Here is a 24,879-nt window from a genome sequence, read left to right as displayed (position 1 = left end):
GTTTGTCTTATAAACATCATGGGACATTTTCGACAGGCGATGTCTCTGCGTAACGTTTCGAGCCCGAGAGCCAAGAAAACATTGCGTTACCCGTTTGTGAAGTGCGGGAGGGCGCCGGACGAACAGGGCGGCAGGCTCTCTGAAGACACGACCCGTAAACGCAAAACGCACCGGAGACGGTATCTCCGGTGCGTTTGATGCCTGTCTTGCGTCTACCGCTTATTTCGTCGCGACTTCGATGCCCGAGCCGCCGCCGAGGGCGACGTTGAGGGCGACATAGTTTGCGGCGAGGCTGCGGATGGCGGCTGCGAGCTGGATGCGGCTGTCGGACAGCGTGCGCTCCGCGTCGAGCACGTCGAGCAGCGAGGTCGCGCCGCCGCGATAGCTTTCGCGGGCAAGGCCGAGAGCCTGTTCCGAGGAGGCAACAACCCGGCGCAGGGCGGACACCGTCTCGTAGTTCTTGCGCAGCGCGATCATCGCATTCTCGACTTCCTCGATGCCGTTGAGGACGGTCTGCTTCCAGACGAGATACTGCTCCTGTGCGACGGAGCGTTGCGCTTCGACATTGGCACGCAGGCGGCCGCCGTTGAAGATCGGCACGTCGAGCGTCGGGCCGAAGGACCAGCTTGTCAGGTTGCCGGTAACGGCATTTCCGAATGTGCGGCCGGCATTGATCGAGCCGCTGAGCGACAGGCTCGGATAGAGCTGCGCCTCTGCCACGCCGATATTGGCCGTCGCGGCGGCCAGCTGCCGCTCGGCAACGCGGATGTCGGGACGGTTGCGCACGAGATCGGCGGGAACGCCGACCTTGGTGTTGAACTTCGGCCACGGCTGCGCCTTGCCGCGTGTCAGTTCGGCCGTGATCGAGGTGGCGGGAAGGCCAAGCAGCGTTGCGATGTGGTTGGCCGCCTGATGGAAGCCTGTCTCATAGGCCGGAAGTTCGGCGAGCGTCGAGTTCACGAGACCTTCGGCCTGCACGACGTCGAGGCTGGAAGCGGCGCCGGCGCTGCGGATGTCGTTGGTCAGCTTCAGGGTTTCGCGGCGCGACGACAGGCTCAGCCTGGCAAGGGCCAGAGCTTCCTGATTGTAGCGGGCGTCGATGTAGGACGTCACGAGATCCGATAGATAAGCGAGACGGGCGACGTTGATGTTGTTGTAGGCGGCATCGAGCGACGCGTTGGCGCTTTCGCGGGCGCGGCGATACTGGCCGAAGAGATCGAGCAGCCAGGAGGCGCCAAGGCCGCTATCGAGCGACTTGGTCTCGGTGTGGCTAACGCCGGAGGTCTTCTGAAGGTACGAGCCGTCGGAGCCCTGCACGTTGCCGGAACCGCTGCCATTCAGCGCGGGAAGGCCATCGGCGCCGGCGATCACGACGTTTGCCCGCGCCTGGACGATGCGCTCTATCGACTGCTGGACGCTCAAGTTCTGGTTCATGCCCTGGGTCACGAGAGCGTCAAGCTTCTTGTCGTGGAAACTCTGCCACCAGGGGTTCAGGGTGACGTTGGCTGCGGGGGCATCGGCCTTGGAAAATTTGGCTGGCAGGTTATCGGCCGGCGTCTGGTAATCCGGACCCACGACACAGCCGGACAGCAGGAGCATGCTCATGGGAAGGAGCGCTTGAGCAATCTTCATAAGGGTCCCCATCCGGCAAACGATGCGCCGGTAACGAATGATTCACAATTGGTCTTTAGCATGTTCACCATCCGAAGCGAGGAAACAATCCAAAAGCTGAGGGCCTCCGCATTATTGTCTGAAAGTGTTCCCCGCATGCCACGCTTCGCGAGCGTCATGTGGTGCTTGACGTATGGGTGAAGGTGGCAGTCTTGTCCCTAAATCATTGGGATCAAAAGCGATTTTTGGCATGTCTCAATCCATGCCACCCACACGGATTGTGTTTTCCTTATTCGCTTTTCGGCCATCTGCCGGGCGATCGAAGCGCCGCATTTCGTGTTTTCCGGCCTCAGAGCTGGCTTAACGAGGACTTCCGGCGTCCTTTCCATTGGACAGGGCTGACGTGGCATCGCACCGCCGCCGCGATATGGACGACGAACGGTCGAGACGGAGGCGTGAGGGAGAATCACTATCTGTCGACCGACTGGAACAGCCATGCCGCGAAAATGTGCGATCGCCCGGAACAAACAGGCTTGCTGTTTCGCACATTCGAGCCGGTTGCAAAATCATCTTGAAACCAGATTACGCGTCCGTCACCGGAGCGCCCGCGTCGATCATCGATACCAGCGTCTCCAGCCTGTCGGCGTCGCGCGGCAGCTTGTCGGTGCGCAGGCGCGAGATGCGGGGGAAGCGCATGGCGACACCCGACTTATGACGGGAGGAGAAGGCGATGCCTTCGAACGCCACCTCCACCACGAAGCCCTGGTCGGGTTCCGCACGAACCGAGCGTACCGGGCCGAAGCGTTCGACCGTGTTGTTGCGGACGTAACGGTCGAGCACTTCAAGCTCGGCGTCGGTAAAGCCGAAATAGGCCTTGCCGACGGGCACGAGAATGTCGCCCTTACCGGCGTCGTCCATCGTCCAGACGCCGAATGTAAAGTCGGAATAATAGCTCGACCGTTTGCCATGGCCGCGCTGGGCATACATCAGCACGGCATCGATATTGTAGGGCTCGCGCTTCCACTTGAACCACGGCCCCTTCATCCGCCCGGGCGTATAGGGCGAATCGCGGCGTTTCAGCATGATCCCCTCGATGACAGGATCGGGCGGTGCGGTCCGCAGCCGGTCCAACTCTTCCCAGGATGAGAAGGGCACCAGTGGCGAGAGGTCGAAATGCAGCGGCGGCGTCGTGGCGATCAGCTTGTCCAGCGCTTCGCGCCTGACGTCGAAGGGCTCCGGGCGCATGTCGCGCGGGCCATCGAACAGGAGATCGTAGCCGCGCAGGAAGGCCGGGTATTCCTCGATGGTCTTGCGCGTCACCGTCTTCCGGTTCAGACGCTGTTGCAGGTCGGAGAAGCTTCGCGTCGCCTGGTTGGAGCGCAGCGTTCCCCCCACCAGAAGCTCGCCGTCGATGACGCCCTCGAAATCGACGGCTTCGAGGATGTCGGGGAAGGCGCCGGAGATATCGTCGCCGCTGCGGGAATAAAGCCGGCGCGTGCCCGAGAGGTTGGCGAGCTGCACCCGAATGCCGTCCCATTTCCACTCGGCCACGAAGTCGGCCGGGTCGAGATTGTCAAGGTCCTTGTCGCCGACCGGGGTTGCCAGCATGACCGAGTGGAAGACGGCGGGCATGGTGAGCTCGGGGCGGCCGGAATGTCCGTCGAGCCAGGCGAACAGTTCGACGTAAGGCGGCAACAGGCCGTGCCACAGCGTTTCGATCTCGCCGACATCGACGGCGCCCATCTCGCCCAGCGCCTGCTTGACGAGCCGGGACGAGACGCCGATGCGCATGGAGCCGGTGATGAGCTTGAGAAAGGCGAAGCGGCTGGAGCCGTCGAGGCGGTCGAGCAGGTTGCGCACAAGGTCGCGCACATTCGCGCGCCCGACGGACTGGAGCTGCGCGACGATCGACCCGAGCGAGAGATCGCCGACATCGGCCTCGTCAGGTTCCGTGCCTTCCCAGACGAGCGAGATGGTCTCGGCGAGATCGCCGACATAGTCGTAGGAATACTGGAAGAGGACCGGGTCCATCCGTTCCAGCATCAGCTGGCGCAGCACGTTCGGCTTGACGGTCGAGAGTGTAAGCGTGCCGGCCAGCGCGGCCAGTGCGTAACCCCGGTCCGGGTCGGGTGCCGTGCGAAAATAGTCGGTCAGAAGCCGGATCTTCGCATTGCGCGACGGAGTGAGGACGAGGCGGTCCAGAAGCTCGGCAAAATCCCGCATCATTCGCCCTCGTCGTCATAGCCGACCAGATGCAGCGGGCGGGCCTTGATGCCCTCCAGCTCGCACCAGCGGACGAGCGCTTCCTCGCGCCCATGGGTGACCCACACCTGTCCCGGCCGGATCTCGCGGATGGTGTCGGTCAGTTCCGCCCAGTCGCAGTGGTCGGAAATGATGATCGGCAGTTCGACGCCGCGCTGCTTTGCCCTCTGGCGCACCAGCATCCAGCCGGAGGCGAAGATCGGGATCGGATCGGGAAAGCGGCGCGCCCATTTATCGGCAAAGGCCGAGGGCGGGCCGATGACGACAGTGCCTGCAAAGGCCGGCTTCTCCTTCGCCGTGACGGTTGCCGGGCGCAGGTCGCCGAGCGCGATACCCTTGGAGAGGTAATAGTCGCAGAGCTTGACGAGCGCGCCGTGAATATAGATCGGCTCATGATAGCCGGCCTCGCGCAGGAGCATGATGACCCGCTGGGCCTTGCCAAGCGCGTAGGCGCCGACGAGATGCGCGCGCTCGGGAAACTGGCGCAGCGAGGTGAGGAGCTTTCCGACCTCGTCCGCATCCGGCGGATGATGGAACACGGGCAGGCCGAACGTTGCTTCGGTGATGAAGACATCGCAGGCCACGGGCTCGAAGGGCAGGCACGTAGGATCGCGGCGACGCTTGTAGTCGCCGGAGACGACGATCTTCGTGCCGCCGCAGCTGACCGCGATCTGCGCGGAACCGAGAACATGGCCGGCCGGATGGAAGCTGACGGTCACATCGCCGATCGTCATGGTTTCGCCGAGCACCGCCTCCTGCGACCGGCGGCAGAAATCGGCGCCGTAGCGGATCGCCATGATCTCCAGCGTCTCCCGCGTCGCCAGCACCTCGCCATGGCCGGAGCGGGCGTGGTCAGCATGGCCGTGGGTGATCAGCGCCTTGTCGACCGGATGCACCGGATCGATGTAAAAGCCGCCCGCTTCGCAGAACAGGCCCTTGGGCGTCGGATAAAGCAGCGTTTCCGGTCTCATGAGGATCTAGATAGCCGGACCGCGGCCGGCCGCCAGAGAGGCGGCCGGGATTCTTTGCGCGGGAAGCTTACGCGCGCGACAGCGTTTCGGTGATCAGCGCGATCACGGCCTCCGCGTCGATATCCGTGCAGACGGTCTGGCTCGGCAGGCCGTCCCACGAGCTTGGCGGGAAGGTGCGGCCATCGGCCTTCTGGATGGTCTGGCCATCGGCGATGCCGCCGCAGACGACGCGGATCGCGCCGGTCCGCGTGGTGAAAAGCTCGGGCGCGACGATATAGACGCAGGCGCAGCTGTCGTGCACGACCATGCCGTCTTCCACGATGTGGCCGTAGAAATCGATGTAGAAATCGGAAATATTGGCCAGAAGCTTTGCGCGCGGGCCGGAGGCTGCGGCGATGGCGGCAAGGGCTTTCCGCGTCATCACCGTCTTCATCGTCACGTCGAGTCCGACCACCGTCACGGGCCATGCGGCACCCATCACGATGTCGGCCGCCTCGGGATCGCCATGGATATTGGCTTCGGCGGCGGGCGTGATGTTGCCGGCGACGTCGAAGGCGCCGCCCATGATGACCACGGCCTTGACCAGCGAGACGATCTCCGGATCGTCCGCAAGTGCCCGGGCAAGATTGGTCATGCGGCCGACGGCGACCAGCGTGACCTCGCCGGGATGGGCGCGCACCGTGTCGATGATGAAGCGATGGGCGGGACGCGCATCGGGCGCGCCATCGACGGTGTCGGGAACCCCGATATTGCCGAGCCCGTCATGGCCATGGATCATGACGGGCCAGCCGGCATGGGCGCGGGCGGGGTCGATCGTCTCCGCCACGCCTTTGGCGACCGGTGCCGGAATGTCCCAGGTCTTCTTGAGGAAGAGAGCGTTGCGGGTCGTCGTCTCTATGGAGGCGTTGCCGAAGATGGTCGTGATACCCAGAAGGTCGATGTCAGGGTGCTGATGCAGGAAGAGCAACGCCATGGCGTCGTCTACGCCGGGGTCGGTGTCGAAAATGACTTTGTGCATGATGCCCCCTCAGGCCTTGGTGCCGCGCTGGAAGCGGCGGATGCTGAATGGCGCGAGCGCCGGTTGCTCGCCCGTGTCGAACAGGTCTGCGACGAGCCGGCCTGTGGTGGCCGAGAGCGTGAGGCCGAGATGTCCATGGCCGAAGGCCAGCGCGATGCGCGGATCGTCAGGGCTGAGGCTGATGACCGGCAGGCTGTCGGGCGTCGAGGGCCGCCGGCCCATCCACTCCTTGCCGCCCGTCTCGGGCAGGGCGGGAACATAGCGACGCATCTTGGTGCGCATAGCCTTTGCGCGGGCGAAATTTGCGGGTGCGTCCGGCCTCGCCAGTTCCACGGCGCCGCCGACCCGCAACGCATTGTCGAACGGTGTGGCGCAGAAGCCGTGCTCGGAGAAGAAGATCGGCATTGGCAGGGTCACCTGCGGATCGGCGAATGTCGTGTTGTAGCCGCGCTCGGTTTCCAGAGAGACGCGAAGGCCAAGTCCGCGCACGAGATCGCGCGACCAGACGCCGGCGGCAATGACGACCTTGTCGAAGATGTGGGGCGCGCCAGCCGATGTGGTGAGCGTGATGCCATCTGCGCCCGGGCGCACTGCGGAAATGCCCGCATCGATCATCGTTGCGCGTGTGCGCAGGTGCGCCTGCAGCGCGCGCAGGAAGGTTTCCGGGTGGCGGAACGTGTGGTAGCCGGCCGAGAAGATGCCGCCGGCCAGCGAACCCTCGAGGGCCGGAATGCGCGCGCGGACCTCGGCGGGGCTCAGGCGTTCCACCGAAAAGCCGAGCAGCTTTGCCGTTTCGCTGTCATGGCGGAAGGCGGCATCGAGAGACGTGGGCGCGTCGAAGATCGTCATGGCGCCGGTGTGCTGCACGGGATCGACAAGGGACGCCATGTCGGCGAGGGACCGGTGGTCTTCGAGCACTGTGCGCATCAGGCCGAGAAGCGCTGTGCGGGTGCGGGCGGCCTGTGCCGGGCGGGCCGAGCGCAGGAAGGCGAGCAGCCAGGGCGTGAGGGCCGGCAGATCGCTCCAGCGCAGGGTCAGCGGTCCCAGCGGATCGGCAAGCCAGCGCGGGGCGGACATCAGCATATCCGGCCGGGCGATGGGGTCGATCTCCGGGATCGCCATGATACCGGCATTGCCGACGGAGGCGGGAAGCCCTGTCGCGTCCTGCTCGAACAGCGTGACGTCATGACCGCGCGCGATCAGGTGGATCGCCGTCGCGCAACCGATGATGCCGCCGCCCACTATGCCGATCCGTGCCATGCCGTGCTGTCCGATGCTCTGAGAAACCGTTGCTCAAGGTCATGCTCTATCCGGGCATCGGCAATCAAGAGCAAACACAAGGCCGGTAAGGTTTTCGTCCAGAGTGGCTCGCTCTGGCGTCGCGCCGATTAAAGCTTCCTCAACCCTGTTCGTTTACGGTCCAGCCGTGATGTCTGCCGCTGGCAGGCCATTTGGAGCGTGTGATCGGGCATGATGGAGCGGCTGAGGTGAAAGGTATTTCCCTGAAAGGCCGGCTGTCGAAGAAGCTTCTTCTCGGCTGTGCCGCCGTCTTGGTTCTCGCGGGTGGAGCGGGCGGCTATGTGCTGCTGAGCGGCGCTCTCGCGCATGAAGAAGAGGCCAAGGCCGAGGCGTCTCAGCCCTCCGGCGTCGCCTGCACCTCTGCGGATCTCATCAAGCTCAATCGCGGCGGCCAGCGCTGGCTGCGCAAATATGTCCGCACGGATAATGTCGATGGCATCGCGCGGGTGCGCACCGCGCTTCGTATTGCCGGCGTTCTGGCGCAATCGGAAAAGGCCGACCTCTATCAGGTCGTCGTGCTCGACCGGGCGGGGCCGGAGGGACGGGCGAACCTGCGCGGTGCCGCGATTGGCGCCGAGGTGCTGTTTGCGCCCGACCCGACGAAACTGCCGGATATGGAGCAGCCCTTCATTGCCCGCTACGCCGATGGCAAGGCCAACGCCGTCGGCCTGTTCTATGGCGAGCGCAAGGCGCTCTCTCCCGAAGATATCCGCACCACGCTGACGGCGATGACCGATCGCGCCGATTGCGAGACCCTCGTTGCCGACGCCGGCGCGACGGGTGAAGAACATGGAGCGCCTGCCGAGCATGGCGAAAGCGCTCCCGAAGGCCATGGCGCGCCTGCGGAGGGGCATGGCGAGGCTGCGGAAGGCCACGGCGAAGCCGGGGCAGAGCATGGAGCGCCTTCCGAAACACACGATGCGCCGGCAGCCGCGGGCGAAGCGGGCCACGGTGCTCCGCCGAGCGAACATGCCGAAGGCAGCGCCGGTGGCGAGCAGGATGCTGCGGCGAAGGACGGATGGTTCTCGACCGTGACGGCGTGGATTCCCGGCATGGGCGGCAAGGCTACGCATGGGGAAGCGCCGGAGGGTGTGGAGCCGGCTGGAGACGGCATGCTGTCCACCGTCATGCGGCTGATCCCGGGAATGGGCGGCGACAAGGCGGAAGCGCCAGTGGCGAACGCCGATCATGCGCCGGAGACGCCCGAGCACGGCGCACCCGAACAGGCCGTGACGGTTCCCGAAAGCGGTCACGAGAAGGATGCGGCGGAAGCCGAGGGGCATGGAGTTGTTGCAGGCAATGCAGCCCATGCACCGGAGACGCCGGAACACGGCGTGCCTGAACAGGCGGCAACGGCACCCGAGGCCGGTCACGAGCAGGATATGACGAAGGGCGAGGGGCATGGGCAGAGCGCGGATGACGCTGCGCATGAACCTGTCGCTGCAGAGGCGAAGCACGAGGCGGCGGTGCCGCATGGCGTAACGCCCGAGGAGACCGGCGCCACGCATTGATGGCGCCGATCCTTTGAAAAATTTCAGTCTGCCTTGCGGCGTGCCGGGAAGAGGATGACGTCGCGGATCGACGGGGCGTTGGTCAGGAGCATCACGAGGCGATCGACGCCGATGCCGAGGCCGCCGGCGGGCGGCATGCCTTGGTCGATCGCATCGAGGAAATCGTCGTCCAGCTGCTTTTCCTTCTCGCCGCGGGCATGGGCCTGCTCCAGCTGTTCCTCCATGCGGCGGCGCTGTTCTTCCGGATCGTTCAGCTCGGAGAAGGCGTTGCCGACTTCCCAAGCGTTGCAATAGGTCTCGAAGCGCTCGACCAGACGCGGCTCACCCGGCACTTCCTTGGCAAAGGGCGAGATGTCCTTGGGGAAATGCGTGACGTGGCTCGGCTGGATCAGCGTGGCCTCGACCTTTTCCTCGAAAATGAAGGCGAGGCATTCGCCCCAGGTCCAGTCCTTCTCGATTTCGAAGCCGGCCGCTTTTGCCGCAGCACGGGCTTCCTCATCCGTCTTGATGGCAAGGAAGTCGATGCCGGTGACCTCCTTCACGGCATCCGGCATGGGGACGCGCTTGAACGGACCTGCGAAGGACAGCGTCTTGTCGCCGAAGGTGACGTCTGTCGAGCCGTGGATGCTCATCGCGAGCGAGGAGAACAGACGCTCCACGAGGTCCATGATGTCCTCGTAGTCGGCATAGGCCCAGTAGCATTCCATCATCGTGAACTCGGGATTGTGCCGGGTGGAGACGCCTTCGTTGCGGAAGTTGCGGTTGACCTCGAACACCTTGTCGGCAAGGCCCGAAACCAGCGTGCGCTTGAGGAACAGTTCCGGCGCGATGCGCAGGTACATGTCGAGCTTCAGCGTGTTGTGATGCGTCTTGAAGGGTTCGGCAGTCGCGCCGCCATAGACGGAGTGCAGCATGGGGGTCTCGACCTCCATGAAGCCGTTTTCCTCCATGAAGCGGCGGATACCGGAGATGATACGGGCGCGCTGCTGGAAGCGCAGCTTCGAATCCTCGTTGGTGAGGATGTCGAGGTGGCGCTTGCGATAGCGCAGCTCGATGTCGGAGAGGCCGTGCCACTTCTCCGGCATCGGCAGCAGCGCCTTGGTGAGCATGGTGATCTCTTGCGCATTGATCGTCAGCTCGCCGCGCTTGGTGCGGCGCACAACGCCGGTGACGCCGATGATGTCGCCGATATCGACCATCGGCAGAAGCGCGCGGGCTTCCTCCGGCGTCGTGTCCTTGTGCGAGAAGATCTGGATTTTAGCCTCGGCATCGCGGATGTCCATGAACATGCCGGAGTTGCGCGACGAGAACACACGGCCGGCAACGGTGACCACATCCTCCGTCACGGCGTCCGGCTCCAGCCCTTCGTATTTCGCCGCAAGTTCACCGTTGGTGATCGTGCGGTGGAAGTGCGCGGGGTAGACATCGCCGATCTGCTCGCGCAGCAGCTTCAGCTTCTGCGCGCGGACTTCGGTCACGTCGGATGAGAGGGCGGTATCAAGCTTTTCGGTCATGGTTGCCTGTCCTGTGGCGGCAAGGCCGCGAAATGGTTTGTTCTTCGGCGGGTCTATGGGAGGTCGTCGCCCCTCACCCTAGCCCTCTCCCCGCAGGCGGGGAGAGGGGACGTGCCCTGAGAGAGGTGGGCGGACGCCGCGTGTCCCTTCGCCCCGCAGGCGGGGAGAAGGTGGCGGCAGCCGGATGAGGGGCTGCCAAGCCCGCGATCTTACTTTGCGGCGGCCGCCATCGCCGCAACCACCTGGCCTGCGACCTTCAGGCGCTGGCGCACGACGGAGCGGCCGAGAATGGCCATGCTGTCGAAGAGGGGCAGCGAGCGCGACGAGCCGGAGATGGCGATGAAGAGCGGTGCGAGCACGATCTTCAGCTTCTTGCCCATGCGGTCGGCGCTGGCGCGCAGCTCGGCTTCCACCGATTCCGCGTTCCACTCGACAATGGTTTCGAGATCGGGCTGAACCGTCTTGAAGATCTCGACCAGCTCTTCCGGCGATGTCTTCACCTTGGCGAAGGAAGCGGCATCGAGCCCCAGATCCGCCTTGAGCAGGAAGCCCGCGAGATCCGGCAGATCGCCGAGCTTGGAGATGCGCGACTGGGAGAGGCGCAGGCCTTCTTTAATGCGGTCGTTCTCCATGGCCCAGGCCAGCACGCGGCCGACGAACGCCTCTTCCGAAAGACCTTCGCGCAGCCAGCGGCCGTTCAGCCAGTCGAGCTTCTGGACGTCGAAAATGGCGCCGGCCTTCGACAGGTTTTCCGGATCGAAATGCTCGGTCAGCTGCGCCATGGTCAGCATCTCCTCGCCCTCGGCGATCTGGATGAAGAACAGGCCGAGGAAGTTCATCAGCGCTTCCGGCAGATAGCCGAGCGCGGAGTAATAGGAGATCGAAGTCGGGTTCTTGCGCTTGGAAAGCTTCGACTTGTCGGCGTTGCGCATCAGGGAAAGATGCATGAACACCGGCGGCTCGAGGCCGAGATAGCGATAGAGCAGGATGTGCTTGGGGACCGAGGACAGCCATTCCTCGCCGCGCGCCACATGGGTGATGCGCATCAGATGGTCGTCCACGACGTTGGCCATATGGTAGGTCGGCATGCCGTCCGCCTTCAACAGGACCTGCATATCGACGGCATCCCACGGGATTTCGACGGGGCCGTAGACACCGTCCACGAAGGAGCAGACGCCTTCGGTCGGGATCTTCATGCGCACGACATGGGGCTCCCCGGCATCCACCCGGCGCGTCACCTCTTCGGCGCTCAGGTGCAGGCAGAGGCCGTCATACTTCGGCGGCTTGCCGGCGGCGCGCTGGGCCTCGCGCATTTCGGCCAGGCGCTCGGACGTGCAGAAGCAGCGGAAGCCGTGGCCGGCATCGACGATCTTCTCGACGTAGGGCTTGTAGATGTCCTTGCGGTCGGACTGGCGATAGGGGCCGTAAGGGCCGCCGATATCGGGACCTTCCGCCCATTCCAGTCCGCACCATTTCAGGGCGTCGAGCACCTTGGTCTCGAATTCCGGCGTCGAACGGGTCGCATCCGTGTCCTCGATGCGCAGGATGAAGGTGCCGTTGTTCTTCTTGGCGAAAAGATAGTTGAACAGTGCGATATAGGCCGTGCCGACATGCGGCTCGCCGGTGGGGGAGGGGGCGATGCGCACCCGGACTGGTGTGTCTGTCATGATCTCGGCCTGTTGGCGTGCTGCTGGCGTTTCCGGGCAAGCGCCGCCGCACCGGCCCAAGCCCTCAAAGGCGGAGACGCGCGTCCACGCGCCTTGCGGGGCGCGGCCGGCATCTTCAATCGCGGGCGTGAGACCATATTCCCCTGCGCACGTCAAGGCTGAGGCCTTGCGCGGTCGAGGCGCGGCACACGGAAAAACGGCCCGGCAGGTGCTGCCGGGCCGCCTGTTTCAGGCGATCAATGCTGCGTCGGCGTCACGCTGCCGTTTGCGGTGCGTTCCCGCTCGCGCTTGCGGCGCGTGAACATATTGAGCGCCTCGACGCCGGCCGAAAAGGCCATGGCGGCGTAGATGTAGCCCTTGGGGACGTGAACGCCGAAGCCTTCGACGATCAGCGTGCCGCCGATCATCAGCAGGAAGGCGAGGGCCAGCATGACGATGGTCGGGTTCTTCTCGATGAAGTTGGCGAGCGGCGTCGCGGCCAGGAGCATGACCGTGACGGCGGTGATGACGGCAATGAACATGATTGGCACATGCGGCGTCATGCCGACGGCCGTGATGATGCTGTCGATCGAGAAGACGAGGTCGAGGATCAGGATCTGGCCGATCGCCGCGCCGAAGGTCATTTTCACGACGTTCTTGCCGGCGCCGACGAGATCTTCCTTGTGGTCCTGGACGTCGACCGAGTGGTGGATCTCCTTGGTGGCCTTCCAGACGAGGAAGATACCGCCGGCGATCAGAATCAGGTCCTTGCCGGAGAAGCCCATGCCGGCGATCGTGAACAGGTCGGAGTCGAGCTTGACAATCCACGCGATGGCGAAGAGCAGGCCGAGACGCATGATGAGAGCCAGGCCGATACCGATCTTGCGCGCCCTGTCACGATGCTCCGGGGGCAGCTTGTTCGTCAGGATGGAAATGAAGATCAGGTTGTCGATGCCGAGCACGACTTCCATGACGACGAGCGTGATAAGCGCAATCCAGGCGGCTGGGTCTTGCATGAGCAGCAGGAATTCCTGCATCGGGGCGGGTCCTTCTTCGATAGGAGTGGCCTCTTTGAGAGGCTGATACGGGATGCCTGCGGCGTGCGGGCGTCGACGTTCCCCATGTAAAGGCAAATCGCCAGACGACAAGTCGCCTGACGCGCGCCAAACCTGTCCCGAAGTCACATTACTTCACGTTTTCGCGATATAGAACGTCATGAACATCGCGATGGCCGAGCGAACCGTCCGGTCGATCTCGTCCGCGTCCGGCGGGACAGGCAGCCAGCCGAACAGACGACGCTTGAAAAGGCCGGGCATGCAGAGCTCTATGAACTGCCGCGCAGCGAGATCCGTATCCTCGATCTTCAGCTGTCCCTCGGCGATCTTGCTTTCGAGATAGGTCTTCAAGATCGAATAGCCGTTTTCCGGCGAGGCCGAGAAGAAGCGCTGGCAGAGGGCCGGCATGCGCTCGCTGACGCTCAATACCATCTTCATGCCGCGGACGGTCGTGTCCGAGCATATATGCGTGACGAACGTTACGCCGAAATCATGCAGGACGGCATCGACAGGCCCGTGATTGCTCTGCAGCACATGCTTCATGCTGGCAACCACCTTGGCACGCTCGCGCTCGATCATGGCCGCGAACAGGTCTTCCTTGCCTCCGAAGTAGACGTAGATCGTGCCCTTGGAGACGCCGGCTTCGCGGGTGATGTCGTTCATGCTGGCGGCATCGAAGCCAACGGCCATGAAGACGCGCTTGGCGCCGTCGATGATCTGATCACGTTTGACCGGATCCTCGCCCGCCACCCGTCGGCCACCCGTCCCGACATCCGCCAGCGACGCGCCGGGCTGCAGCGTTTCGGCGCCGAGAGCATCGGCCTTAACGGTTACCGTCGGGGCATCGGCTCGCTGCAGCGCAGGCATCGCATTCTCCCATCGTTAACTTTTCGAACCGAACGGTTCGATTTCGCTTGATATGCGGGATGGACTTGCCTATGTCAAATCGAACTGAGCGGTTCAGTTTGCTTTTCTTACTATTTTTTCAGCCAATTTTCGGGGACGTCGACCATGGCAGGTTCCAGCAAGACATCGGCAGCGCATGTACGGCCGGTGGTTGAGGATTTCGACGCTGCGGATGCTGTGCCCACGGCCCGTGCCGAGGATGCGCCTGCTGCCGTTGCGCCCATCGCCGCACCTGCCCCGGATGCGCCTGAAAAGCAGCCGAAACGCCGCCGTCTGGTCGTACCCATCATCGGTCTTGCTGTTCTCGGGGCTGCCGGCTGGTTCGGCTATGAGTGGTGGACCAATGGCCGTTTCATGATCTCGACCGACGATGCCTATATCGAAGGTGACCTGACGTCGATCGCGCCGAAGGTTTCCGGCTATGTGGAAACGGTGAATGTCGTCGCCAACCAGCGGGTCAAGGCGGGCGACCCGCTCGTCACGCTCGACAATGGCGACTACCGGATCGCCGCCGATCAGGCGCAGGCCCAGATCGAAACTGAAAGACTGTCTCTTGCGCGGTTTGACGCGCAGATCGCCGGTGCGCAGGCGAGCTTGCAGCAAGCCCGGGCGCAGAAGACCGCCTTGGAAGCGACCGTGCGCGGGGCCGAGATCACGCAGAAGCGTGCCAGCGACCTCCAGTCAAAGGCCGTGGGCTCGGTCGCTTCCCTCGACAGTGCCAATGTGGCGCTCGACCAGGCGCGAGCCAACGTGCTCGCAGCCGATGCGACGATTGCCGCGGCGGCCGCCAACGTCTCGGTGCTGCAAGCCCAGCGTGCCGAAGCGGAAAGCACGATCCGCTCGCTGGAACTGTCGCGCGACAAGGCTGAGCGGGATCTCGGCTTCACGGTTCTGAAAGCGCCCTATGACGGCGTCGTCGGCAATCTCGCGGTTCAGGATGGCGATCTCGTCTCGGCCGGCCAGCGTCTTGCGGCGCTCGTGCCGGTCAACAAGCTCTACATCGATGCGAACTTCAAGGAGACGCAGATCGCCGGTCTCGTGCCGGGCTCCAAGGTGAAGGTGCATGTGGACGCCTATGACGAAAAGCCGATCGAGGCGACCGTCGAGTCCATCGCGCCGGCTTCCGGTTCCGTCTTCTCGCTGCTGCCGCCGGAAAATGCGACGGGCAACTTTACCAAGGTCATCCAGCGCGTGCCGGTGCGCATCGCCCTGCCGCAGGACGTGCTCGATAGCGGGCGCTTGCAGGCGGGCCTCAGCGTTGTCGTGGATGTGGACACGCGCACTGCGCCGCAGACGACCGACACGGCCGCCGTGCGATAGTACCCTCTTCTCAGGCCCCCGGGCGACAGCGGCTCCGCCCCGCCGCCCGGGAGGACCATTTCTGACGATATCGAGCGTTCTGCGGGCCTTTCGACAGGCAGCAGCGTTCGCACGGGAGCAAGCCGATGGCTGCGAGTGCAACTGCGATCGCCGGCGGGCGGCCTGGCGCGATGACGGCGGGTTCCGGCTCGGGTCCAGGTTCTGGATCTGGCGCCAAGGCTGGTGCGGAAGAGAAGATGGACCCGCGCAGGCTGATCGCCTTCTTCGCGATGGTGGTGGGCATGTTTATGTCGATCCTCGACATCCAGATCGTGTCGGCATCGCTTGCCGAAATCCAGGCCGGTATTTCCGCCGGTTCCGACGAGATCGGCTGGGTGCAGACGGCCTATCTCATCGCCGAAGTCATCATGATCCCGCTTTCGGGTACGCTGGCGCGCATCGTCTCCACCCGAGTGCTCTTTGCCTGCTCGGCCGCCGGCTTCACGGTCGCGAGCGCGCTTGCGGCGACGGCGACGAACATCGACCAGATGATCATCTACCGCGCGCTCCAAGGCTTCATCGGCGGCGGCATGATCCCCTCCGTCTTCGCTGCGGCCTTCACCATTTTCCCGCCCTCCAAGCGCAACATCGTCTCGCCGATCATCGGCCTGATCGCGACGCTCGCGCCTACCATCGGGCCGACCGTCGGCGGCTATCTCAGCCACGCCTTTTCCTGGCACTGGCTGTTCCTCGTCAACATTCCCCCGGGAATCGTGGTCGCGATCGTCACCTGGAATTATATCGACTTCGACAAGCCGGAACTGAGCCTCGTGAAGAAATTCGACTGGTGGGGTCTCCTCTCCATGGGCTTGTTTCTGGGCTGCCTCGAATATGTGCTGGAGGAGGGCAATACGAACGACTGGTTCAGCGACGGGCATATCTTGGCGGGTGCCGTCGCCTGCGTCGTCGCGGCCATCGTCTTCTTCTACAGGGTGTTCACCGTCGATTTCCCCGTTGTGGACCTGCGCGCCTTCACAAACCGGAACTTCGCCTTCGGCTCGCTCTTCTCCTTCATCATGGGCATCGGACTGTATGGGCTCACCTATCTTTACCCGCTCTATCTCGGGCAGATCCGGCACTATGATTCGCTGATGATCGGGGAGACCATGTTCGTCTCGGGCGTCGCCATGTTCTGCACGGCGCCGATCGCCGGCATTCTCTCGGGCAAGTTCGATCCGCGCGTGCTGATGGTCATTGGCTTCGCCTCGTTCTCGAGCGGTACCTACATCATGACCAATATCACCACGGACTGGGATTTCTACGAACTCCTCGTGCCCCAGATCCTGCGTGGCTTCGGGATGATGATGTGCATGGTGCCGATCAACAACGTGGCGCTCGGCACGCTGCCGCCGGACAGGATCCGCGGCGCGTCCGGCGTGTTCAACCTTACCCGAAACCTCGGCGGCGCCGTCGGGCTCGCAGCGATCAATACGATTCTCACGCGGCGGCAGGACGTGCATTACGCCCAGCTTTCCGAGCATGTGACGTGGAGCAACCCGGAGGCGATGGAGCAGCTGAACCAGATCGCCGGCAACTACAATGCCCACGGCATGGATGGTACGACGATCGCCATGAAGCAGCTCGCAGGCATCGTCCAGCGGCAGGCCTCCATCCTGTCGTTTGCCGATATCTTCGTGCTGCTGACGTGCCTTTTCGGCGCGCTGATCTTCTGCGTCCTGGTCATCCAGAAGCCGAAACCCGTCGCGCCCAGCGCTGGCGGCGGGCACTGACAGACGTTTATTCTCAGTCATCGACGCCGGCCTTCGTGCCGGCGTTCTTCGTTTTGGGGTGCGCACCAAAATTTCTGATTTACGTACATCAGAAATTCCTCTAGACCTCGTTTCCGGAGGAGCCATGCGACCGACCGTTCACGATATCGCCGCAGAAGCGGGCGTCAGCCTGGCCACGGTCGACCGGGTCCTGAACCGGCGGCCGGGTGTGAAGGCGGCAACGCGCGTTCGCGTGGAGGCGGCGATCGCAGCCATCGGGTTCGTCCGCGATATGGCGGCTGCAAACCTTGCCAAGAGCCGGGTCTATCCCTTCACCTTCATTCTCCCCGCCGGCGACAACTCGTTCATGCGCGGGCTGGAACGGCATGTCCGCGAGGCCATGGCACGCCCTGCCGCCGACCGTGTGGCGATCTCGCTCGTCGTCGTTCCCCCGTTCGACGGGGCGGCTGTTTCCCGTGCGCTCGACGCGGCGATCGCTGAGGAGCCGGCGGGTATCGCTGTGGTGGCAGTGGATGCGCCGGATGTGGTGGATGCGGCACTCCGCGTGCAGGCGGCCGGCATTCCGCTGGTGACGCTGGTGTCAGACCTTGGACCTTCCTGCCGCGATCACTTCGCGGGTATCGACAATCACGCGGCGGGGCGTACGGCCGGTGGCCTGATGCGCCGCTTCGTCGGGCGGCAAAGGGCAACGATCGCCGTGCTCGCAGGCTCCATGCTGGTGCGCGACCATCGCGACAGGCTCGACGGATTCCGGGCCGCATTGTCCGACACCTGCGATGTGCTGCCGGTGCTCGAGGGTCAGGACGATCCGGCGGCGACGGAGCGGCTGATCGCCGATCTTCTGGCGCGGCATCCGGATGTCGCGGGCATCTACAGTCTCGGCGCCGGCAATCGCGGCCTGATCGCAGCCCTGCAACGCCATGACAGGCCGCGCCCGCGCGCCGTCATTGCACATGAGTTGACGCCGCACACGCGTGCTGCGCTCGAAGCCGATCTGATCGACGCGGTGCTCAATCAGGACGCGGGCCACGAGGTGCGCAGCGCCATCCGCGTTCTCAAGGCCAAGGCCGACGGCATTCCCACGGTCGAGGCGCAGGAGCGCATCCGCATCGATATCTTTCTCAAGGACAACCTGCCGTTCGCAGATGATGCGGACGGCCTTTCCCGTCTCCCGTCCGGTGTGGTCGGCGAGGCAAACTAGGAGCATCCCATGTATCTCGGCATCGATCTCGGCACGTCCGGCGTCAAAGCGCTGCTTATCGACGGCGAGCAGCGCATCGTCGGTTCGGCGACCGGCGCCTGCGACGTTCTGCGCCCGCATCCCGGCTGGTCGGAGCAGGACCCGGCCGACTGGGTCCGCGCTACGCAGGAAGCGATCGCCGGGTTGAAGGCATCGCATCCCGCCGAGCTTGCCGCCGTGCGGGGCATCGGTCTGTCTGGGCACATGCATGGCGCGACGCTGCTCGACGAGAGTGACAACGTGCTGCGCCCCTGCATTCTCTGGAACGATACGCGCTCCCATGCCGAGGCCGCAGCGCTCGATGCCGATCCGCAGTTTCGCGCCATCACCGGCAATATCGTCTTCCCCGGTTTCACCGCGCCGAAGCTTGCCTGGGTCGCGAAGAACGAACCGGACGCGTTTGCCAAGGTGCGCTGGGTGCTGCTGCCGAAGGACTATCTGCGCCTCTGGCTGACGGGCGAGCACATCTCGGAAATGTCGGATTCCGCCGGCACGTCCTGGCTCGATACGGGCAAGCGCGCCTGGTCGGAAAGTCTGCTGGCAGCAACGGGCCTCAGCGAACGGCAGATGCCGTCTCTGGTCGAGGGAACGGCACCTGCCGGCACGCTGAAGTCGGATCTTGCGGCCGGCTGGGGCATGGGGGCCGGGGTCGTGGTGGCCGGTGGTGCCGGCGACAATGCGGCGTCTGCCTGCGGCATGGGCACGATCGGCGAGGGTCAGGCTTTCGTTTCGCTCGGCACGTCGGGTGTGCTCTTCGCGGCAAATGCGCGCTATTTGCCCAATCCGGAAAGTGCCGTTCACGCCTTTTGCCATGCGCTTCCCGACACATGGCACCAGATGGGCGTTATCCTGTCGGCCACCGATGCGCTGAACTGGCATGCGGGCGTCACCGGCCGCAGTGCCTCCGAGCTGACGCAGGAACTGGGCGACACGCTGCAGGCGCCGACCGGCGTTACCTTCCTTCCATATCTCTCCGGCGAGCGCACGCCGCACAACGATGCGACCATCCGCGGCGCCTTCATCGGCCTTGGCCATGAGAGCGGTCGGGAGGTGCTGACGCAAGCCGTGCTGGAAGGCGTGTCCTTCGCCATCCGCGACAGCCTGGAGGCCTTGAAGAGCGCTGGCACGCAGTTGCACCGGGTAACCGCGATCGGCGGCGGGTCGCGTTCGCCCTATTGGCTGTCGTCGATCGCGACCGCGCTCGACCTTCCGGTCGACGTGCCGGCCGATGGCGACTTCGGTGCGGCCTTCGGGGCTGCCCGTCTCGGCCTCGTTGCGGCCACCGGCGCCGATCCGCTTTCCGTCTTCACACCGCCGAAGACCGCGCACACGGTCGAGCCCGTTGCTTCGCTGCGCGAGGCTTATGAGGACGCCTATCAGCGCTATGGCCGGCTCTATCCTGCCATCCGCGCCGCCTACTGATCCCAGATAACGACACCATTGGAGGAAACATCATGAGCACCGGTTATTTCAAGGACATCCAGAAGATCCGCTTCGAGGGGCCTGACAGCACCAATCCGCTGGCCTTCCGCCACTATGATCCGAACGAAGTGGTCATGGGCAAGCGGATGGAAGACCATCTGCGCTTCGCCGTTGCCTACTGGCACACCTTCGTCTGGCCGGGTGGCGATCCCTTCGGCGGGCAGACGTTCGAGCGTCCCTGGTTCGAGGACAGCATGAAAGCGGCGAAGCTGAAGGCCGATGTCGCCTTCGAATTCTTCGACCTGCTGGGCGTACCCTATTACTGCTTCCATGACGCGGACGTGCGGCCGGAAGGCAAGACCTTTGCCGAGAACACGAAGAACCTGAACGAGATCGTCGATTACTTCGCCGGCAAACAGCAGGAGACCGGTGTCAAGCTGCTCTGGGGTACGGCCAACCTCTTCTCGCACCGCCGCTACATGTCGGGTGCTGCGACCAATCCGGATCCGGACGTCTTCGCGTTTGCCGCGGCGACCGTGAAGACCTGCATGGACGCGACCGTGAAGCTCGGCGGCGAGAACTACGTGCTCTGGGGCGGGCGCGAAGGCTACGAGACGCTGCTCAACACCAATCTGAAGCAGGAGCTCGACCAGCTCGGCCGCTTCGTCAACATGGTGGTGGAGTACAAGCACAAGATCGGCTTCAAGGGCGCGATCCTGATCGAGCCGAAGCCGCAGGAGCCGACCAAGCACCAGTACGACTACGACGTTGCGACGGTCTACGGCTTCCTGAAGTCCTACGGTCTGGAGAACGAGGTCAAGCTCAACATCGAGCAGGGTCATGCCATCCTGGCGGGTCATTCCTTCGAGCATGAACTGGCGCTTGCCAATGCGCTCGGCCTGTTCGGCTCGATCGACATGAACCGCAACGACTACCAGTCCGGCTGGGATACCGACCAGTTTCCGAACAACGTCCCGGAAATGGCGCTCGCCTACTATCAGGTTCTGGCAGGCGGCGGCTTCACCACCGGCGGCACGAATTTCGACGCCAAGCTGCGTCGTCAGTCGCTGGATGCGGAAGACCTGCTCATCGGTCACATCGGCGGCATGGATTGCTGCGCCCGCGGCCTGAAGGCGGCGGCGAAGATGGTCGAGGACAAGGCCCTGTCCGGCCCGCTGGACGCGCGCTATGCCGGCTGGAGCACGGAGGAGGGCCGCAAGCGGCTGACCTCGATGTCGCTCGAAGAGCTTGCAGCCCATGTCGAGGCGACCGACCTCAACCCGCAGCCGCGCTCCGGCCGGCAGGAATATCTGGAAAACGTGGTCAACCGCTACGTCTGAGCGATCCATGAGCATATCCCGGCGCGTTCGTGGAAGCGGGCGCGCCGGATGCGTTTTCTGCGCCTTTCTAACCCTAATTTTCAGGGTAATCGTACTTTAACAATGCCTTAGGGAAGGTTGAACACCTCTCCGTGATCAGGCAGACAAAGCTGCTTTACGTACCTCATCAATTGCGCTAGCTTCGATTTCGGAGGAGATTCAGCGTGATTTCGACAGCACCTTTTGGCGCTTGCGGCGTATACCCGTCAGCGCGCCGATTTGTATCTTTGCGCTTGCGTTGCGCAGTTCGCGTTTCGTCTCGGGCGTTTGCGATGTGGAGTGCCGTATGAGCGCTGCCGCTGTTTCCACTTCACCTCTTCTGCAAACGAGCGGACTGTCCAAGACGTTCGGTATCGTCGAAGTGCTGAAGGGCATCGATCTCACAATCGAGGCCGGTAAGGTGCATGCGATCATCGGCGAGAATGGCGCCGGCAAATCGACGCTGATGAAGTTGATCGCCGGCAATCTTCCGCCGACGCGGGGTGAGATCTTGATCGACGGCCAGCCCGTCACGCTGTCCGGGCCTGTCGATGCGGAGGCGCGCGGCATCGTGCTGGTGCATCAGGAAATCCTGCTCGCGCCCGACCTCACCGTCGCCCAGAACATCTATCTCGGTCGCGAAATGGTCAGGGGCTTGACGCTCGACGACAATGCGATGAATGAAGGTGCGCGCGAGGCTGTCCATGCGCTCGGAGCCCACATCGATCCGCGCACGGTTGTTGCCCGGCTGTCGATCGCGCAGCGTCAGCTCGTGCAGATTGCCCGCGTGCTGCTGGTGCCCCACCGGGTCGTCATCTTCGATGAACCCACCGCATCTCTCACGCCGCACGAGACGGCGGCACTTCTGCAGCTGATCCGGCACATCCGGGATCGCGGCGTTGCCGTGCTCTACATTTCGCACCGCCTGCCGGAGGTGAAAGACATCGCCGATACAGTAACCGTCCTGCGCGATGGTCGCACCGTCGCCACGCACGCCGCCTCCACGCTGCAACCCGCCGACATGGCGCGGCTGATGGTTGGGCGCGACGTCGCCAAACTTTATCCGGATCGCGTATCGGTCGCGTCCCGCGAGGCGGTGCTGGAGGTGTCCGGCCTGTCCGTGCCCGGCTACGCGACGAATGCCACCTTTCGGCTCGGCAAAGGCGAGATCCTCGGATTTGCCGGTCTGGTTGGGGCCGGGCGGACGGAACTGATGGAGGGCCTGGTCGGTCTTCGCCCGGCGCATGGCACGGTCATGCTGCATGGACGCCCGGTCCAGTTTCGCGACGTGCACGCCAGCCTCAAGGCCGGCATCGTCTATCTCTCGGAAGACCGCAAGGGCAAGGGGCTCCTGCTTTCCAAGGATTTGCGCGTCAACCTGACGCTGGCATCCCTCGGGCGTTTCGTGCGTGGCTTTCAGGTGGATCGCAAGAAGGAGCATGCGGCACTCGATACGGCGATTCAGGATTTCGATATCCGCACAGGCCGCAAGGATTTGCTGGCGGGCCAGTTATCGGGCGGCAACCAGCAGAAGCTGCTGATCGCCAAGATGATGTTGCTCGACCCGCAGATCGTCATCATTGACGAGCCGACGCGCGGCATCGATATCGGCACGAAAGAACAGATCTATGCCTTTATCGCCCGCTTGGCTGAGGAGGGCCGGTCCATCATCGTGGTCTCCTCCGAGATGCCGGAACTGATCGGCATCTGCGACCGGATCGTCGTCATGCGGTCGGGGCGCATCGTCGGTGAGGTCGCGGGCGAGCGGATGACGGAAGACGACATCGTCGTGCTGGCGACGGGAGTTTCCGGCGGCGTTTCTGGGGAGGCCGCGTGACGCGGGGGACAATGACCAATATCACGGCAGACGGCGCAAAGCCGGCACGATCCATTCGCAATATCGATCTCGGGGCCGTCGCGCCCTTCATCGCGCTGGCGCTGCTGTTGGTGCTCGGCGCCTTCGCGCATCCGAATTTCCTCAGCATCGACAACCTGACGAACGTGCTGGCGCGCAGCGCCTTCATCGCGGTCATAGCCGTCGGTGCGACCTTCGTGATCTCGTCCGGCGGGCTGGATCTTTCCGTCGGAGCCATGGTCGCCTTCGTCGCGAGCGTCATGATCCTGTTTTTGAACAGCGGTGCGGCGGGCAGTCCCGGCATGACGCTTCTGGCGGGCGTCGGCATCGCCCTTCTGGTGGGGGCTGCCTGTGGGCTGGCCAACGGTCTGGTAACCACCGTCGGGCGGATCGAGCCGTTCATCGCGACGCTCGGCGCCATGGGCATCTATCGCGGGCTGACGACGTGGCTGTCGCAGGGCGGCGCCATCACGCTGCGCGATCCGGCCGTCCAGTCGCTCTATCGGCCGGCCTATTTCGGCACCATCCTCGGCGTTCCCGTGCCGATCGTCGTGATCTTCGTCACGGCGGCCATCGGTGCTTTCGTGCTTTATCGAACCCGCTACGGCCGTCACGTCGTCGCGGTCGGCTCCAACGAGGATGTCGCGCGCTATTCCGGCATTAAGGTCAACCGCGTCCGCACCATCGCCTACATTATCCAGGGTGTGTGCGTCGCCATTGCGGTTCTCATCTACGTGCCCCGGCTCGGATCGACATCGGCGACCACGGGCATTCTGTGGGAGCTGCAGGCGATCACCGCCGTCGTGGTCGGCGGCACGGCGCTGCGTGGCGGCGTTGGGCGCATCTGGGGGACGATCTGCGGCGCGTTCATTCTGGAGATCGTCGGCAACATCATGCTCCTGTCGAATGTGGTCAGCGAGTATCTGCTGAGCGCCATCCAGGGCGCCATCATCATCATCGCCATGCTGGTCCAGAGGTTCCTGATTCGGCGGCCATGAGCGGGTAAGGGTTCGCGGGCGCCCGGGCAAATGCCCAGAAGCCCGCATCATCGGGAGGAGAGAAACATGAAGAAACGCATTCTGGGACTGGCACTGGTCATGGCATTGGCAGGCACTGCCCTGTCGGGTGGCGCCCTTGCGCAGGAAACGAAGACCATCGGCGTATCGATACCGGCAGCCGATCATGGCTGGACGTCCGGTGTGGTGTTCCATGCCGAGCGTGTGGCGAAGCTGCTCATGGCCGAACATCCCGGCCTGAACGTCATCGTCAAGACCTCGCCGGATGCGGCGAACCAGGCAAACGCCGTGCAGGATCTGAGCACGCAGGGCATCGACGCGCTCGTCATCCTGCCGTCCGATCCGGATCCGCTGGTCAACGCCATCAAGGAAGTCAAGGACAAGGGCAAGTTCGTGACCATCGTCGACCGCGCACCGAGCGTCAACGACGACACGATCCGCGACCTTTACGTGGCCGGCAACAACCCTGCACTCGGCGAAGTCGCAGGCAAGTATATCGCGGGCAAGACGCCGGATGCCGAAGTCGTCGTCATCCGCGGCCTGCCGATCCCGATCGACCAGCAGCGTCAGGACGGCTTCGACAAGGGCATCGCCGGCTCCAACGTCAAGGTTCTCGACCGCCAGTTCGGCAACTGGAATCGCGACGATGCTTTCAAGGTCATGCAGGACTTCCTGACCAAGTACCAGAAGATCGATGTGGTCTGGTGCCAGGACGACGACATGGCCGTGGGCGTGCTGCAGGCGATCGAGCAATCCGGCCGCAAGGACATCCAGTATGTCGTCGCCGGTGCCGGCTCCAAGGACATGATCAAGAAGGTCATGGACGGCGACAAGATGATCCCCGTCGACGTTCTCTATCCCCCGGCCATGGTCGGCACGGCGATGGAACTGACGGCGTCGGCGCTCTACGATCAGGTCCCCGTCAGCGGCACCTATACGCTGGATGCGACGCTGGTGACCAAGGAGAATGCCGAGACGTTCTACTTCCCGGATTCGCCCTTCTGATCATTGAACAGAGGCCGCCTGCGGACATCCGCAGGCGGCTTTTTCATGTCGAAAGCGGGCGAAACACGACGTCTCAGGTGGTCGCGAAGGGTTGCCTGCAT

The 24,879-nt window shown here is 63.9% G+C and carries 18 protein-coding genes; 9 read left to right on the top strand and 9 right to left on the bottom strand.

All coding sequences use genetic code 11. The features are described 5' to 3' along the window. Positions 1-219: 219 nt before the first annotated feature. From GA0004734_RS01260 to GA0004734_RS01240, 5 genes are all read right to left on the bottom strand, one after another. Positions 220-1,632: an efflux transporter outer membrane subunit gene (locus tag GA0004734_RS01260; RefSeq protein WP_092930518.1), complete on the bottom strand. Its 1,413-nt coding sequence runs from the start codon at positions 1,630-1,632 to the stop codon at positions 220-222. Between the two features lie 561 nt (positions 1,633-2,193). After that, positions 2,194-3,834, bottom strand: coding sequence for a cisplatin damage response ATP-dependent DNA ligase (locus tag GA0004734_RS01255; protein ID WP_092935736.1), 1,641 nt, complete (start codon positions 3,832-3,834; stop codon positions 2,194-2,196). Further along, positions 3,834-4,844 carry a ligase-associated DNA damage response exonuclease gene (locus tag GA0004734_RS01250; protein ID WP_092930516.1) on the bottom strand — a complete coding sequence of 337 codons (1,011 nt, stop codon included), beginning with the start codon at positions 4,842-4,844 and terminating at the stop codon, positions 3,834-3,836. Before GA0004734_RS01250 ends, GA0004734_RS01255 begins: the two co-directional genes overlap by 1 nt. A 67-nt stretch (positions 4,845-4,911) precedes the next feature. Continuing rightward, positions 4,912-5,862: a nucleoside hydrolase gene (locus tag GA0004734_RS01245; RefSeq protein ID WP_092930514.1), complete on the bottom strand. Its 951-nt coding sequence runs from the start codon at positions 5,860-5,862 to the stop codon at positions 4,912-4,914. Between the two features lie 9 nt (positions 5,863-5,871). Next, the gene (locus tag GA0004734_RS01240; protein ID WP_092930512.1) at positions 5,872-7,122 is read right to left on the bottom strand and encodes an NAD(P)/FAD-dependent oxidoreductase; all 1,251 of its coding nucleotides are present in this window, start codon (positions 7,120-7,122) and stop codon (positions 5,872-5,874) included. A gap of 227 nt (positions 7,123-7,349) precedes the next feature. Here GA0004734_RS01240 and GA0004734_RS01235 point away from each other — a divergent pair, with 227 nt between their 5' ends. Then, on the top strand, positions 7,350-8,672 hold the full coding sequence (locus GA0004734_RS01235) for a hypothetical protein (RefSeq protein WP_092930510.1): 1,323 nt from the start codon (positions 7,350-7,352) through the stop codon (positions 8,670-8,672). 23 nt (positions 8,673-8,695) lie between these two features. Here GA0004734_RS01235 and lysS read toward each other — a convergent pair whose 3' ends face one another. From lysS to GA0004734_RS01210, 4 genes are all read right to left on the bottom strand, one after another. Then, on the bottom strand, positions 8,696-10,186 hold the full coding sequence (gene lysS / locus GA0004734_RS01230; protein WP_092930508.1) for a lysine--tRNA ligase: 1,491 nt from the start codon (positions 10,184-10,186) through the stop codon (positions 8,696-8,698). Positions 10,187-10,395: 209 nt separating this feature from the next. Continuing rightward, positions 10,396-11,853 (bottom strand): glutamate--tRNA ligase, encoded by a 1,458-nt coding sequence (gltX, locus tag GA0004734_RS01220; RefSeq protein WP_092930506.1) that lies wholly within the window; start codon positions 11,851-11,853, stop codon positions 10,396-10,398. Positions 11,854-12,089: 236 nt separating this feature from the next. Continuing rightward, complete coding sequence (locus GA0004734_RS01215; RefSeq protein ID WP_092930504.1) at positions 12,090-12,869, bottom strand: TerC family protein; 780 nt, start codon at positions 12,867-12,869, stop codon at positions 12,090-12,092. Between the two features lie 153 nt (positions 12,870-13,022). Then, positions 13,023-13,754 carry a TetR/AcrR family transcriptional regulator gene (locus GA0004734_RS01210; RefSeq protein ID WP_092930502.1) on the bottom strand — a complete coding sequence of 244 codons (732 nt, stop codon included), beginning with the start codon at positions 13,752-13,754 and terminating at the stop codon, positions 13,023-13,025. Between the two features lie 144 nt (positions 13,755-13,898). Here GA0004734_RS01210 and GA0004734_RS01205 point away from each other — a divergent pair, with 144 nt between their 5' ends. From GA0004734_RS01205 to GA0004734_RS01170, 8 genes are all read left to right on the top strand, one after another. Further along, positions 13,899-15,113 (top strand): HlyD family secretion protein, encoded by a 1,215-nt coding sequence (locus GA0004734_RS01205; RefSeq protein ID WP_092930500.1) that lies wholly within the window; start codon positions 13,899-13,901, stop codon positions 15,111-15,113. Between the two features lie 170 nt (positions 15,114-15,283). Further along, on the top strand, positions 15,284-16,882 hold the full coding sequence (locus GA0004734_RS01200; RefSeq protein ID WP_092935734.1) for a DHA2 family efflux MFS transporter permease subunit: 1,599 nt from the start codon (positions 15,284-15,286) through the stop codon (positions 16,880-16,882). Positions 16,883-17,006: 124 nt separating this feature from the next. Further along, positions 17,007-18,083, top strand: coding sequence for a LacI family DNA-binding transcriptional regulator (locus tag GA0004734_RS01195; RefSeq protein WP_092930498.1), 1,077 nt, complete (start codon positions 17,007-17,009; stop codon positions 18,081-18,083). A 9-nt stretch (positions 18,084-18,092) separates the two neighbouring features. Further along, positions 18,093-19,544, top strand: coding sequence for a xylulokinase (xylB, locus tag GA0004734_RS01190; protein ID WP_092930496.1), 1,452 nt, complete (start codon positions 18,093-18,095; stop codon positions 19,542-19,544). Between the two features lie 32 nt (positions 19,545-19,576). Next, on the top strand, positions 19,577-20,884 hold the full coding sequence (gene xylA / locus GA0004734_RS01185; RefSeq protein ID WP_092930494.1) for a xylose isomerase: 1,308 nt from the start codon (positions 19,577-19,579) through the stop codon (positions 20,882-20,884). Between the two features lie 325 nt (positions 20,885-21,209). Continuing rightward, positions 21,210-22,739: a sugar ABC transporter ATP-binding protein gene (locus GA0004734_RS01180; RefSeq protein ID WP_092930492.1), complete on the top strand. Its 1,530-nt coding sequence runs from the start codon at positions 21,210-21,212 to the stop codon at positions 22,737-22,739. 11 nt (positions 22,740-22,750) lie between these two features. Next, on the top strand, positions 22,751-23,755 hold the full coding sequence (locus tag GA0004734_RS01175) for an ABC transporter permease (protein ID WP_092930490.1): 1,005 nt from the start codon (positions 22,751-22,753) through the stop codon (positions 23,753-23,755). A gap of 66 nt (positions 23,756-23,821) precedes the next feature. Further along, entirely contained in the window at positions 23,822-24,778 is a 957-nt protein-coding gene (locus tag GA0004734_RS01170) for a substrate-binding domain-containing protein (protein WP_092930488.1), read from the top strand. Positions 24,779-24,879: the final 101 nt, after the last annotated feature.

Source organism: Rhizobium sp. 9140 (assembly GCF_900067135.1).
Classification (GTDB): domain Bacteria; phylum Pseudomonadota; class Alphaproteobacteria; order Rhizobiales; family Rhizobiaceae; genus Ferranicluibacter.
Note: the sequence above shows the minus strand (reverse complement) of the source record. Positions and strands in the feature narration are given on the sequence as shown.

What these genes read in the sequence shown, in the direction of transcription:
- GA0004734_RS01260 (WP_092930518.1), bottom strand. Translation starts at nt 1,632, where the DNA reads ATGAAGATTGCTCAAGCGCTCCTTCCCATGAGCATGCTCCTGCTGTCC.
- GA0004734_RS01255 (WP_092935736.1), bottom strand. Translation starts at nt 3,834, where the DNA reads ATGCGGGATTTTGCCGAGCTTCTGGACCGCCTCGTCCTCACTCCGTCG.
- GA0004734_RS01250 (WP_092930516.1), bottom strand. Translation starts at nt 4,844, where the DNA reads ATGAGACCGGAAACGCTGCTTTATCCGACGCCCAAGGGCCTGTTCTGC.
- GA0004734_RS01245 (WP_092930514.1), bottom strand. Translation starts at nt 5,862, where the DNA reads ATGCACAAAGTCATTTTCGACACCGACCCCGGCGTAGACGACGCCATG.
- GA0004734_RS01240 (WP_092930512.1), bottom strand. Translation starts at nt 7,122, where the DNA reads ATGGCACGGATCGGCATAGTGGGCGGCGGCATCATCGGTTGCGCGACG.
- lysS (WP_092930508.1), bottom strand. Translation starts at nt 10,186, where the DNA reads ATGACCGAAAAGCTTGATACCGCCCTCTCATCCGACGTGACCGAAGTC.
- gltX (WP_092930506.1), bottom strand. Translation starts at nt 11,853, where the DNA reads ATGACAGACACACCAGTCCGGGTGCGCATCGCCCCCTCCCCCACCGGC.
- GA0004734_RS01215 (WP_092930504.1), bottom strand. Translation starts at nt 12,869, where the DNA reads ATGCAGGAATTCCTGCTGCTCATGCAAGACCCAGCCGCCTGGATTGCG.
- GA0004734_RS01210 (WP_092930502.1), bottom strand. Translation starts at nt 13,754, where the DNA reads ATGCCTGCGCTGCAGCGAGCCGATGCCCCGACGGTAACCGTTAAGGCC.
- GA0004734_RS01205 (WP_092930500.1), top strand. Translation starts at nt 13,899, where the DNA reads ATGGCAGGTTCCAGCAAGACATCGGCAGCGCATGTACGGCCGGTGGTT.
- GA0004734_RS01200 (WP_092935734.1), top strand. Translation starts at nt 15,284, where the DNA reads ATGACGGCGGGTTCCGGCTCGGGTCCAGGTTCTGGATCTGGCGCCAAG.
- GA0004734_RS01195 (WP_092930498.1), top strand. Translation starts at nt 17,007, where the DNA reads ATGCGACCGACCGTTCACGATATCGCCGCAGAAGCGGGCGTCAGCCTG.
- xylB (WP_092930496.1), top strand. Translation starts at nt 18,093, where the DNA reads ATGTATCTCGGCATCGATCTCGGCACGTCCGGCGTCAAAGCGCTGCTT.
- xylA (WP_092930494.1), top strand. Translation starts at nt 19,577, where the DNA reads ATGAGCACCGGTTATTTCAAGGACATCCAGAAGATCCGCTTCGAGGGG.
- GA0004734_RS01180 (WP_092930492.1), top strand. Translation starts at nt 21,210, where the DNA reads ATGAGCGCTGCCGCTGTTTCCACTTCACCTCTTCTGCAAACGAGCGGA.
- GA0004734_RS01175 (WP_092930490.1), top strand. Translation starts at nt 22,751, where the DNA reads ATGACCAATATCACGGCAGACGGCGCAAAGCCGGCACGATCCATTCGC.
- GA0004734_RS01170 (WP_092930488.1), top strand. Translation starts at nt 23,822, where the DNA reads ATGAAGAAACGCATTCTGGGACTGGCACTGGTCATGGCATTGGCAGGC.